General features: G+C 74.4%; 8 protein-coding genes. 4 read left to right on the forward strand and 4 right to left on the reverse strand.

Translation table 11 applies throughout. From position 1 onward, the window contains the following. The first annotated feature begins 199 nt into the window (after nucleotides 1–199). A complete protein-coding gene (gene murC / locus HZS56_RS35390) occupies nucleotides 200–1,603 on the forward strand; it encodes a UDP-N-acetylmuramate--L-alanine ligase (protein WP_216724909.1) in 1,404 nt (467 codons plus the stop codon). Nucleotides 1,604–1,617: 14 nt separating this feature from the next. After that, a complete protein-coding gene (gene msrB / locus HZS56_RS35395; protein ID WP_216724910.1) occupies nucleotides 1,618–2,025 on the forward strand; it encodes a peptide-methionine (R)-S-oxide reductase MsrB in 408 nt (135 codons plus the stop codon). A gap of 252 nt (nucleotides 2,026–2,277) precedes the next feature. Here the strand turns inward: msrB and HZS56_RS35400 are convergent, their stop codons facing one another. After that, a complete protein-coding gene (locus HZS56_RS35400; RefSeq protein WP_308408231.1) occupies nucleotides 2,278–5,601 on the reverse strand; it encodes an AfsR/SARP family transcriptional regulator in 3,324 nt (1,107 codons plus the stop codon). A 304-nt stretch (nucleotides 5,602–5,905) separates the two neighbouring features. Here HZS56_RS35400 and HZS56_RS35405 point away from each other — a divergent pair, with 304 nt between their 5' ends. Further along, the gene (locus HZS56_RS35405; protein WP_216724912.1) at nucleotides 5,906–7,165 is read left to right on the forward strand and encodes a hypothetical protein; all 1,260 of its coding nucleotides are present in this window, start codon (nucleotides 5,906–5,908) and stop codon (nucleotides 7,163–7,165) included. After that, complete coding sequence (locus tag HZS56_RS35410; protein ID WP_216724913.1) at nucleotides 7,165–7,767, forward strand: hypothetical protein; 603 nt, start codon at nucleotides 7,165–7,167, stop codon at nucleotides 7,765–7,767. Before HZS56_RS35405 ends, HZS56_RS35410 begins: the two co-directional genes overlap by 1 nt. Here the strand turns inward: HZS56_RS35410 and HZS56_RS35415 are convergent. From HZS56_RS35415 to HZS56_RS35425, 3 genes are all read right to left on the reverse strand, one after another. Next, nucleotides 7,668–9,851, reverse strand: coding sequence for an ATP-binding protein (locus HZS56_RS35415; protein ID WP_216724914.1), 2,184 nt, complete (start codon nucleotides 9,849–9,851; stop codon nucleotides 7,668–7,670). The genes HZS56_RS35410 and HZS56_RS35415 overlap by 100 nt on opposite strands. 154 nt (nucleotides 9,852–10,005) lie before the next feature. Further along, on the reverse strand, nucleotides 10,006–11,439 hold the full coding sequence (locus HZS56_RS35420) for a sensor histidine kinase (protein ID WP_216724915.1): 1,434 nt from the start codon (nucleotides 11,437–11,439) through the stop codon (nucleotides 10,006–10,008). Further along, nucleotides 11,436–12,143: a response regulator transcription factor gene (locus HZS56_RS35425; protein WP_308408232.1), complete on the reverse strand. Its 708-nt coding sequence runs from the start codon at nucleotides 12,141–12,143 to the stop codon at nucleotides 11,436–11,438. The genes HZS56_RS35420 and HZS56_RS35425 overlap by 4 nt, the downstream gene beginning before the upstream one ends. Between the last annotated feature and the right edge of the window lie 325 nt (nucleotides 12,144–12,468).

Consider the following 12,468-nt stretch of genomic DNA (forward strand, 5'->3'; position numbering starts at 1 on the left):
CGGGGCCCGGGGGCCCCCCCCCCGCGCGCCCCGTCAGGACCGTTCGGCCCGCCCCCCACCGCGCCCGGCCGGGGCGCGCCCCCCCCGCGGGGGGGGGCGCCCCGCGCCGGACGGCACACCGCCCGGCGCACCCGCAGCACACCACCTCGCAGCACACCTCGCGCACCACGTCGCGTCGCACCCCTGGGGAGAACAGCGCATGGCACCCGGCCTTCCTACCGCCATGGACCGACCGCACTTCATCGGCATCGGCGGCGCCGGAATGTCGGGCATCGCCAAGATCCTGGCCCAGCGGGGCGCGGCGGTGGCGGGCAGCGACGCCAGGGAGTCCGCGACCGCCGAGGCGCTGCGCGCGCTGGGCGCCACCGTGCACATCGGGCACGCGGCCGGGCACCTCGCCGACGACGCGAGCTGCGTGGTCGTCTCCTCGGCGATCCGCGAGGACAACCCGGAGCTGGTCCGCGCCGCGGAACTGGGCATCCCGGTCGTGCACCGCTCCGACGCGCTCGCCGCCCTGATGCAGGGCCTGCGCCCCCTCGCGGTCGCCGGCACCCACGGCAAGACCACCACCACCTCGATGCTGGCGGTCTCCCTGTCCGAGCTGGGCCTGAACCCGTCGTACGCGATCGGCGGCGACCTCGACGCGCCGGGCTCCAACGCCCTGCACGGCGACGGCGAGATCTTCGTCGCCGAGGCGGACGAAAGCGACCGCAGCTTCCACAAGTACGCCCCCGAGGTCGCCGTCGTCCTCAACGTGGAGCTGGACCACCACGCCAACTACGCCTCCATGGACGAGATCTACGAGTCCTTCGAGACCTTCGCCGACCGGATCGTCCCGGGCGGCACCCTGGTGGTCGCGGCCGACCACGAGGGCGCCCGGGAGCTGACCCGGCGGCTGGCCGGCAGGGTGCGGACGGTGACGTACGGGGAGTCCGAGGACGCCGACGTGCGCATCCTGTCCGTCGTACCGCAGGGCCTGAAGAGCGAGGTCACCGTCGTCCTGGACGGTGCCGAGCTGACCTTCGGCGTCTCCGTGCCCGGCCGCCACTACGCCCACAACGCCGTCGCCGCCCTCGCCGCGGCCGCCGCCCTCGGCGTCCCCGCCGCCGAGCTGGCCCCCGCGCTGGCCGCCTACACGGGCGTCAAGCGGCGCCTCCAGCTCAAGGGCGAGGCGGCCGGCGTCCAGGTCGTCGACTCCTACGCGCACCACCCCACCGAGATGACCGCCGACCTGGAGGCCATGCGCGCCGCGGTCGGCGACGCCCGCATCCTCGTCCTCTTCCAGCCGCACCTGTTCTCCCGCACCCAGGAGCTGGGCAAGGAGATGGGCCAGGCGCTGGGCCTCGCCGACGCCTCGGTCGTCCTCGACATCTACCCGGCCCGCGAGGACCCGATCCCGGGCATCACCAGCGACCTGATCGTCGAGGCGGCCCGGGCCGCCGGCGCCGACGTCACCCCGGTCCACGACAAGGACGCGTCGCCCGCGGCGGTCGCGGGAATGGCGAAGGCCGGTGATCTCGTTCTCACCATGGGCGCGGGCGACGTCACCGACCTCGGACCGCGCATCCTGGACGAGCTGTCGAGCAAGGCGAAGCAGAAGTAAGGGGCTGAGTACTCATGTCGTACGACGTCGAGAAGCCGGACGAGCAGTGGCGGGCGGAACTGGCCCCGGCCGAGTACGCCGTCCTGCGCCAGGCCGCCACGGAGCCCGCCTTCACCGGTGAGTACACCGACACCAAGACCGAGGGCGTCTACTCCTGCCGGGCCTGCGGCGCGGAGCTGTTCACCTCCACCACCAAGTTCGAGTCGCACTGCGGCTGGCCGTCCTTCTTCGACCCGAAGGACACCGACGCGGTCGAGCTGATCGAGGACCGCTCCCACGGCATGGTCCGCACGGAGGTCCGCTGCGCCCGCTGCGGCTCCCACCTCGGCCACGTCTTCAAGGGCGAGGGCTACCCGACCCCGACCGACCAGCGGTACTGCATCAACAGCATCTCGCTGCGGCTGGAGCCGACGGAGGGCTGACACGGAACCCCGCGGCGGCCGCCCGCAGGTCCACCGTGACCCGGAGGACCGCACGGGCCGGTGGTCCGGAGCGGTCGGTCCTCCGGGTGAGTTTCCACGGGGAGCGGGTCGGCCGGTGCCGAATCTGGAAATTCCCTTCGCACGGGTGATCGTCCCAGTACTCTCGGCGAGACGTGATCTTCGCGTCGATCCGTTCGCAGTACGAGCACCCTAGGAGACCCGTGCACGCCGAGCTGTACCCCGCTTCCCCCTTCACGGACGCCGGTTCCGTCGGCTGGAAGTTGTTCCGCTGGATCTGGTGAACCCGTCCCCGCCCGCCCCCGAACCGGGACGACGGGGGCCGGTGGGACGGTGTCCCGCCAGGAACCGGAGGAGTTCCGCCGCCTCCGTCTCCGCGCCCAGGGCGCGGTAGCGGGCGGCGGCCCGTTCTCCGTAGGCGTCGGCGAGGTCCGCGGAGCGCCGGGACAAGGCGGCCGACCGGGCCAGCCCCGCGAGCGCCTGGGCGGAGCCGAGGACGTAGTGAATCCGCTCCGCCACATCCAGAGCCCGCTCGTAGCCCTGAGAGGCAAGATCGAGCCGCCCCGACTCCCGCTGGACGTCTGCCGCGCCGAGGGAGGCGCGAATCATCTCGTACGGATTGTCGATGTCGGCGGCGATGCGTTCCGCCATCGTGAAGTGGAGCAGGGCCTCGCCCCGGCGCCCCGACTCGGCGTAGGCCCTCCCCGCGAGGATCAGCGCGTCGGCCTCCCCCAGGCTGTCCCCGCTGGCGCGGTGAGCAGCGAGGGTGCGCCGGAAGTGGGTGAGCGCCTCGTCGGTGCGGCCCAGCACCTGGTGCACCGCCCCCAGGTTCGTCGACACGGTCGCCACGTCCGTGCGGCCGCCGTACCGGCGCATCAGAGCCAGCGACTGCTCGTAGCAGGCGCGGGCGTCCGCGTAACGTCCCTGGAGGAAGTGCAGTTCACCGCGGTTGTTCTGGGCCCGGGCCAGGCCGTGGAGGTCATGCAGGCCCTCATAGATCGTCCCCATCCGTTCGACCTTGTCGAGTGCCTGGTCGTACCGTCCCAGATACGACAGCGCCGCCCCCTGCACATTGAGGCAGTCGGCCTCACCGGCGGGGTCGCCGGCCGTGCGGTAGAGCGTGCGCGCCTCTTCCAGCAGGGGCAGCGCGGTGTCGCCGTGGCCCGCCGCCAGCCGGGCCCGGCCGGACTGGAGCAGGGCGTCGGCCCTGCCGTGGGCGTCGTGCAGTTCCCCGTGGATCGCGAGGGCCTCGCTCGCGCAGGCCAGAGCCTCGCCGTGGTCGCGCTGCGCCAGGAGGTCCGCCCGGTCCGTCAGCGCCCGCGCCAGAAGAGCACGGTCGCCGGACGCACGCAGCACGGGCAGTGCCGCGTCGAAGAGGTCCGAGGCGTCCCCCCACGCCCCCCACAGCTTCAGGGTTCTGGCCAGGACCACCGGGAACAGCGCCGCGTACTCCGGGTGGTCCGCGGCGGCCATGCGCGCGACCGCCGTGAGGTTGGCGCGCTCCACGGTGAGCCACACCGAGGCCTCGTCGGCGTCGCGGAGGGCGTGGGCGGTCCCCCGGGGCAGCGGGACCGGGACGCGTGGGCGGTGGGGGCGGGTCAGCCGGTCGGCCCGGTCCGTCGTGGCCAGGTAGTGGGCGGCGAGACGTCCGGTCGCGGCCCGGCGGACCCGCTCGGCGTCCGTGTCCAGGCCGACCTGGGTGGCGTACGAGCGTGTGAGGTCGTGCAGGCGGTAACGCCCCAGTACCGGCTCCTCCAGGAGGCTGGCGTCGAGCAGTTCCTCGACGCACTGCTCCAGCAGGGCGGGGTCCTCGGCATGTGCCGGGCCGGCCAGCGCGGCGGCCGCGGGCAGGGTGAGGTCCGGGCCGGGATGCAGGGCCAGCAGGCGGAACAACGTCTGCGCGGGCGCGCCGAGTTCGGCGTACGAGAATCGGAACACGGAGCTGATCAGTGAGTCGAACTCCTGGAGCGGGCGACTCGCCTGCGTCAGCCGGGCAAGCAGGTGCCGCAGGTCCCATGCGTTCCGGTGGCGGAAACGGCTCGCCAGGACCTGGAGGGCAAGCGGGTGGTGGGCGCACGCGGCCGCGACCCGCCGCAGGTTCTCCGGCTCGGCGGACACCCGGGACGCACCGGCGACGCGAGTGAACAGGGACTCCGCCTCCTGCTCCGACAGCGTGTCCAGGAACAGCGGTGCGGCTCCGTCCAGCCCGGCGAGCCGGTTCCGCGTCGTCACCAGGACCCGGCAGGCGGGGGAGCCGGGAAGCAGCGGCGCGACCTGGGCGGCGTCCCGTGCGTTGTCCAGGACCACGAGCGCACGACGCCGTGCGGTCCACTCCCGCCACCTGGCGGCGCGCCCTTCCGGGGCGGCCGGCAGCGTCCCGTCGCAACCGGCGGTGTGCAGCAGGACGGCAAGGGCGTCGGCCGGGTCCAGCGGCTGCTGACCGCTGTAGCCGCGCAGGTCGACGTAGAACTGGGCGTCCGGATAGACCGGGGCCAACTGGTGTGCCGCGTGGACCGCGAGGGCCGTCTTGCCGATGCCGGGCATGCCGTGGATCACGGTGACGGGGAGGGCGGTGCTCGCATCCTGGCCGGCCTGGCTTCCCGGTCCCGCCGCGGTGCCGTCGAGGAGGATCCGCAGCTCGCCCGACCGTCCGACGAAGTCCGGGATGTCGCGCGGCAGGCAGTTGGGGGACTCGGCCGGGGCGACGGAGACGGGCAAGGCCGCCGGGGCGTTGGCCGGTGCGTTCGACGGGGCGAACGGTGCGGGGTGTTCGGCGGCTGTGAGGCCGCTCTCGTCGGTCCGCAGGAGGTCGTGATCCTGCTCCAGCATCCGCAGGTGCAGCTGCTGCAACTCCGCGGTCGGCTCGATGCCCTGGCTGCGGTGCAGCCGGGTGCGGGTGTCCCGGAAGACGGCCAGCGCCTCGTCGTGGCGGCCGGAACGGTACAGCGCCAGCATCAGGGACCCGATCACCCGTTGCGCGAACGGGTTCTGGGAGGCGAGTTCCTGCAGTTCCCCCACGAGGTCCGCGTGACGGCCCAGCTCCATCTCCAGGCGTATCCGTTCCTCACGCACCCGGCGACGGTCCTCGGCCAGCCGGACCCGAGCCGACTGCGCCCAGGAGTTGTCGGCGAACTCGGCCAGCGGTTCGCCGTGCCACTGGGCCTCGGCGGCACGCAGCAGTCCGACGGCCAGCTCGCGGTTCCGGGAGGCCTCGGCCATCGCCTGCGAGCGCAGCCGGTGGAAACGCAGCAGGTCGATGTCGCCGGGATCCGCGCGCAGCCGGTACTGCCGGGAGGAGTGCCGTTTCACCTCTGCCAGGTCGTCGCCGACCGCGTGGCGCAGCCGGCGGCGCAGCCTGGACAGGTAACTGTGCAGCGTGTCCACCGCGGTCGGCGGCGGCTCGCCGTCCCAGACCCGGTCCACCAGCGTGTCCACCGTGACCGGTTCACCGCGTGCGTGCAGCAGCACGGCCAGCACACATCGCTCCTTCAGCGATCCGAGTTCGTGCTGCCGCTGGTCGTGCCAGAGCTCAAGAGGTCCCAGAACGAGAAGGTCCACCGTCTCCCCCGATGGGTGCGCTTCGTACCACGGTCTTGGCGCAGGTGTGACGCGAACCACTGTTCTACGGTCGCACCGGGGCGTCAGGGGTGGAGTCGCGGGCGCACGGGGGCAGCGACGGGGCGCACGGACGCCCGGCCGGAGGCTCCCGGCCGGGCTCCCACAGGAGTGCAGGATTCCTGCAAGCCCGCCGTCCGGACCCCCGGGCATCCCCCTTCCATCGGCCGCGCGACGGCGGGGCCGCGCAGAACGGCCGTTCAGGACAGGACGGCCCGACCACACGAAGGACCGGGGGATCTCAACGATGAGCCTGACAGTGCCGGAGCCGCACGCGTGGCACGTGCCGGTACGCATGGATGCCGACCGCTGGGCCACACACCGGAGCCGCCGCAGGCTGCTGGTCGTGGTGCACACCGTCGTCACGGGCCAGCGACTGCTCGACGCGATACGCCTGCTCGAAGGCGACAACCGGGTGCAGACCTTCTTCACCCAGGCACCCGACGTGTTCAGCAACGGGGTGGGTGCCTTCCTCGAACGGCTGGGAGGTCTCGTACTGCCCTGGAGCCAGGCGGTGCTGACCCAATTCGACCTCGCGGTGGCCGCCGGTCACGGCAACCTGCACGACCTGCGGACGCCCGTGGTGGTCCTTCCGCACGGCGCCGGCCACAACAAGGTCGTCACCCTCGCACCGGGCGGCCCTCCGGCGGTGCCCGGCGGCGCCTACGGGCTCAGCAGGCAGCACCTGATGCAGGACGGCGCGGTGGTGCCCGAGGCGATCGTGCTGGCCCACCAGGAGGAGCTGACCCGGCTCGGCCAGGACTGCCCCGAGGCCGTGCCCGCCGCGAAGGTGGTGGGCGACCCGTGCTTCGACCGCATCGCGGCGAGCCTGCCCTTCCGCGCCCTGTACCGGGAGGCACTGGGCGTCCGGGGCGGCCGGCGTCTGGTGCTCGCCTGCTCGACGTGGGGCCCGGACTCCCTGCTGGGACACGGCTGGAGCACGCTGGAGCGCCTGGTCACCGAACTGCCCGAGGACGAGTACCGGACCGCCGCGCTCCTGCACCCGCACGTCTGGAACGCCCACGGCCACTGGCAGGTCCGCGCCTGGCTCGCCGGACTGGCGCGCGCGGGCCTGGTCCTGGTCAGCCCGCACGCCGACTGGACCGGTGCGATGGCCGCCGCCGACCACATCGTGGGCGACCACGGATCGGTCTCGCTCTACGGCGCGATGACCGGAGCGCCGGTGCTGATGGCCGGCCGCTCCGACGCCGCCGTGGACCCGGGCTCGCCGATGGCCGAGCTGATGTCCTTCGCACCACGGCTGCGCGAGGACCGCCCGGTGTGGCAGCAGCTCAAACGGAGTTCCGTGCTCCGGCGTGCGCAGCGGTACGAGCGGGTCGCGGCCCGGATCACTTCGGAGCCCGGCCGGTTCGCGCGCCGGATGCGTGCGCTGCTCTACCGGAAGCTGCGCCTGCGCGCGCCCGCCGTCCGCGGGCCGGTCGTGGAACCCGCCGGCCTGCCCCTGACGGTGCGGTTCGACGACCCGGGCCCGGGGGCGTCGCGGTGATGCGGTTCGCCGTGGCGTCCCTGACGGCGGCCGCCCTGACGGTGGACCGTGCCGACGGCGGCGCGGTCCGCCGGGTGCGGACCGTGCTGGTCGACCCGGCGTCCGGGGCCCTGTCCGTGGACGAGCACGTCAGGGTGCGGTGTTCCGCACCGACCGGCTGGGCGCCGCTCGGCGACGTGCTGGTCGCGCCCGGCGCCGGTGTGCGCCGGGCCGCCCGGCTCGCCGACTCCTGCCCCGGCGCCCTGGTGGTGGCGGTGCACCACGGGAACCGCTGCTGGCTGCGGTCGGGTGCGGCGGGTGCGGCCGGTCCGGTGGTCGTGTTCGAGGCTCCGGGAGCGGGCGCGGGACGGGCGGGGGGAACCTGGGACCGGCTCGCCTCGCTGGCCCACTCCTGCCTGGTCGCGGGGGTGCCGGGTACGGAACTGGGGGCGGCTGTCGCGGCCCTGGAACCTGCGGTCGTCAGTCTGCCTCCGGGCTGTGCGGGGTCCGGGGCACGGTCGGCCTACCGCCCGGAACCGTCGTCCTCCAGTCGTTCGAGTCGTTCGAGCCGGACGCGGACCGCCTCGGCGTCCTGCGAACCCGACCGGCCCGCCGAGGCGTAGAGGTCCAGCGCCTCACGGCAGCGGTCCCGGGCGAGCTGCCGCCGCCCGCGCCGTTCGGAGACCTCCGCCAGGGCTCCGAGCGCGCGGGCGGCCTCGTACGCCGACACCGCGCGCAGGGCCGTCAGGGACCCGGACAGCTGTTCCTCGGCCGCCCCGAGTCGGCCGAGCACGAGGTGCGCGCGCCCCAGACAGGTGGTCGCGCGCGCGGCGTTGTAGGTGTCGCCCGAGGCGTCCAGCGTGTCGTGGGCGGCACCGGCGTGACGGACGGCCTCCCCGGCCCGGCCCTCGTCCAGCGCGAGGTCGGCGAGGTTGAGCGCGGCCAGGGCGCCCGCCCGCCGGTCCCCGTGGGCCGGCAGTTCGGCGGCGGCGCGCCGGAAGAACTCCGCGGCCCGCCGCGGACGCCCGAGCCGTTGGAGGGCGAGACCCCGGTAGTTGAGGGTGCGGGCGTGACCGAGACCGTCGTCGGCCGCGAGGAACAGGTGCGCGGCCCGCTCGAACATCCCGAGCGCCTCGCCGGGTTCTCCGGAATCCAGTTCACCGATTCCGCCCGAGGTGAGCATCCGGCACTCGGCCGCCCGGTCCCCGAGCCCCCGCGCCGCCGCCAGCCCCGCCCGGTGCGCGGCGCCCCACTCCGGGTAGAACTTCCGCCGCAGGAAGAGCGGCCACAGGGCGTCGGCCAACTGCCAGCAGACGGTGGGGAATCCGTCGGCGGGCGCCCGGTGGAGCACGGCCATCAGGTTGGGCAGCTCCCGCTCCAGCCAGTCCAGGGCGGCTTCCGTTCCGGGCCCCACCTCCGCCACGACCACGGGGCCGGGGCCGTAGTCCCGGGCCATGGTCCGGTGCTGGGGGTCGATGATCGCCTCGGCACGGGTGGCGCTCGCGAGATAGTGGTCGGCGATGCGCCGCGCCGCACGCGCCCGCGCGTCCGGCGGCTCGTCCTCGGTGGCCTTGGCGGCGGCGTGCAGCCGTACGAGGTCGTGGAAGCGGTGCCGTTCCCCGGCGGCCTCGACGAGCAGGCTCGCGTCGTGGAGCGCTTCGAGGGCGTCGGCCGGGTCCCCGTCAGCGCCGCCTCCGCCGTCCGCGGCCAGCAGGGCGGCGGCCACCGGACCGTCGAACTCCCGGCCCGGGTGCAGCCCCAGCAGCCGGTAGAGCCGGGCAGCCGCCCCGGGCAGGGCACGGTAGGACACGTCGAGCGTCGCCAGGACGTCGTGGTCGCCGTCGATGGCCAGTGCCTCCAGTCGCCGTCGTTCCTCGCCGAGCGCGCGGACCATGGTGCTGATCCGCCGCCCGGGACGCGCCGCCAGCCGGGCGCCGGCGCCCCGGACGGCCAGCGGCAGCCCGGCGCACAGCTCGACCAGGGTGCGGGCGTCGCCGGGCTGCTCGTTCACCCGCTCGTCCGACAAGGTGTCCGCGAGCAGGTCGACGGCCGCTTCGAGGGCCAGCGGCTCCAGGTGGACGGGACGGCAGCCGTCGACGGTCAGTCCCGGGAGCCTCCTGCGGCTGGTCACCGCGGTGACACTGCCGCCCGCGGGCAGCAACGGGCGCACCTGGGCCGCGGTCGCCGCGTCGTCGAGCAGCACCACCAGCCGCCGGTTCGCGGTCAACGAGCGGTACAGCGCCGCCCGTTCGGCCGACCGTGCGGGGAGCTGCTGCGCGGGGACGCCCAGGGCACGCAGAAAGCGGGCGAGCACCTCCGCCGGGGGTTCCGGCCCGGCGGGGGACTGCGCCCCGAGGTCCGCGTGGAGCTGACCGTCCGGAAAGTGGGGACGCAGGGCGTGCAGCCAGCTCAGGGCGAGAGTGGTCTTGCCGACGCCGCCGAGCCCGCTCAGCGCGGCCAGGACCGGCCGGCCCTCCCGGGCGGCGCGGGCCCGGTGCCGTTCCAGCGCCGCCGTCTCGCGCGACCGGTCGATCACGCGGAGGAGAGGGGGCAGCTGCCAGGGAGTCCGCTCGGCGCCGTCCGGCCGTGGACCGGAGTGGTCGAAGCGGCCGAAGTTGATGTCGCCGTGCACGTGACCCGCCTGGACGACGGGGCCGTGCACGGTGCCGCCCAGCTCGTTGTACGACTCCTGCCCGTCGCTGCGCACCCCGCCCCCGCCCCGTGCACGTCGGTACCGGCTCTCGGACGGATCCTTTCCGTACGGGCCGCCGATATCCCCGTACCCGGAGGGGAACAGGGAGGGAAACGGGCGTAAGTTGGCGCCGTTGCGTCACATTCGGTCTGTTCGTGTCGCGAACCGGTCAGTTGCCGGTGGCCGGGAGGGTCACGGTGAAGAGCGTGGGTCCCGGTTCGGTGGAGAGTTCTATCGTGCCGCCGTGTGCCCGGACCAGGGAGGCCGCGACGGACAGGCCCAGGCCGCTGCCGCCGCGGTCGCGGCTGCGGGCCTTGTCGACGCGGTAGAAGCGGTCGAAGATGCGGTCCCGGTCGGCCGCCGGGATGCCCGGGCCCGTGTCGGCCACCGACACCCGGGCCGCCCCGGGCATCCCGGAGAGCGTGACCGAGACCTCCGTGCCGGGCGGGGTGTGCACCGCCGCGTTGGTGAGCAGGTTGTCGAGCACCTGCCGGACGCGGTGCGGGTCCAGGCACAGCCTGACCGGCGCCGTCCCGTCCCGCAGCGTCAGCGGGTGCTCCGGGTGGCCGGCGCGGAAGGCGTCCGCGGCCTGCCTGACCAGCTCCGCGAGGTCCGTGTCCTCCCGGCGCAGCGGCGCCTCCACCTCGTCCGCGTCGAGCCGGGCGAGGAGCAGCAGGTCGTCCAGGAGCCCGCCCATCCGGGCCGCCTCGGCGCGCAGCCGTGCCAGGTGCCGCTCGCGTTCGGCGGGTTCGTTGGCGGCCGCGTACTGGAAGAGGTCGGCGTAGCCCCGTACCGACATCAGCGGGGTGCGCAGCTCGTGGGAGGCGTCGGCGACGAAGCGGCGCAGCCGCTGCTCGGCCTTCGCGCGGACCGCCAGCGACGCGTCGATGTGCTCCAGCATCGTGTTGAACGCGGTCCGCAGCTCCGCCACCTCCTGCCCGCCGTCGCGGCCGTCGGCGCGCAGCGGCAGCCGGGCGGCCGACTCGGTCAGGTCGTGCGAGGCGATGCCGTGCGCTGTGCTCGCCATGTCGCTCAGCGGCTTCAGACCGCGCCGCAGCATCCGCCGCCCGAACACCACCAGGGCCGCCAGCGCCAGCCCGAAGACGATCACCTGCACCGTGACCAGCTGGTCCACGGTGTCCTCCACGTCCCCCATGGGCGCGGCGCTGACCAGCACCACACCGGGCTCCACCTCGCAGGCCCGCAGCAGGTACGGGCCGTGCCCGCCGATCCGCACGCTGCGGGTGATGTCCTTCTCCGAGCGGGCCATCGTCCGCGCCAGCTCGGTCAGGGCGCGGCTGTCGGCCGGCACCTCGGCGGGCGTGCGCAGGTCGGCCGAGCCGCCGGAGACGTCGTACACGGCCGTGTACCAGCCGTAGTACGGCTTGCGCCGCACCGTGCCGTGCGCCGCGGCGTCCTTGGACTGCACGACCTGCACCAGCTTCATCTGGTCGGCGAGCTGCCGCTCCAGGTAGTCCCGCATGTACGCCGTCAGCACCGTGCCGACCACGGCGAACACCACCAGCGACAGCACCCCGAGACCCAGCGCCAGCCGGGTCCCGAGCCGCAGGCCGCGGTAGGCGCGCCAGAGCCGCCGGATCACCGGGGGGCCTGGCGCAGCGCGTAGCCGAAACCCCGCACCGTCTGGATCAGCGGCTCCCCGTCACCGGCGTCCGGGGCGGCCTCGTCCAGTTTGCGGCGCAGCCGGCTGACGACCAGCTCCACCACGTTGGAGCGGCCGCCGAAGCCGTACTCCCACACGTGGTCGAGGATCTGCGCCTTGGTCAGCACGGTCGGCGACTTGCGCATCAGGTAGCGCAGCACCTCGTACTCGGTCGGAGTCAGCGACAGCCGCCGCTCGCCCCGGCGCACCTCGCGGGCGTCCTCGTCCATCGTCAGATCCGCCACCCGCAGCACCGACCGCTGGAAACCGGGCCCGGCGCTGCGCCGCAGCACGGTCCGCAGCCGGGCCATCAGCTCCTCCACGGCGAACGGCTTCACCAGGTAGTCGTCGCCGCCCCGGGTCAGACCCGCCACCCGGTCCGCCACGCCGTCACGCGCCGTCAGGAACACCACCGGAACCATCGTGCCCGAGCGGCGCAGCCGGTCCAGGACGCCAAAACCGTCGACGTCCGGGAGCATCAGGTCGAGCACCACGATGTCGGGCCGGAAGTCGCCGGCCAGCCGCAGCGCCTGCTCGCCGGAGTTGGCGGTGACCGCCTCCCAGCCCTCGTAGCGGGCGACGGTGGCCACGAGGTCGGCGATCGGCGGGTCGTCGTCCACCACGAGCAGTCGTACTTTCTCCACCCGCTCATACTGCGCCACCGCCCGCCCGCACCCCAGAGCGCGGGTACGGCCGTTCCGTGATCGATAACCACTTGAAAGTCGACCGACAGGAAAACGACAGGCCCGCCGGGTGAAGCTCGGTCTCGTGACCACAGTCCCGAGCGCCCCCCACCGCCCGCCGCCCCCCCCCCCGGCGCCCCCGGCCCTCCCGCCCCCGGCGACGGCCCCCGGCCAGCCGGACCCGAGCCGACGGCGCCCCGGCGCTGGCGGCGAACTCGGCCAGCGGTGCGCCGTGCCACTGGGCCTCGGCGGCACGCAGCAGTCCGACGGCCAGCTCCCGGAACCG

This window comes from Streptomyces mayonensis (assembly GCF_018982965.1).
GTDB lineage: Bacteria > Actinomycetota > Actinomycetes > Streptomycetales > Streptomycetaceae > Streptomyces > Streptomyces mayonensis.

Excerpts from the sequence above, each read along its gene's own strand:
- HZS56_RS35405 (WP_216724912.1), top strand. The coding sequence starts at position 5,906 with ATGAGCCTGACAGTGCCGGAGCCGCACGCGTGGCACGTGCCGGTACGC.
- msrB (WP_216724910.1), top strand. The coding sequence starts at position 1,618 with ATGTCGTACGACGTCGAGAAGCCGGACGAGCAGTGGCGGGCGGAACTG.
- murC (WP_216724909.1), top strand. The coding sequence starts at position 200 with ATGGCACCCGGCCTTCCTACCGCCATGGACCGACCGCACTTCATCGGC.
- HZS56_RS35410 (WP_216724913.1), top strand. The coding sequence starts at position 7,165 with ATGCGGTTCGCCGTGGCGTCCCTGACGGCGGCCGCCCTGACGGTGGAC.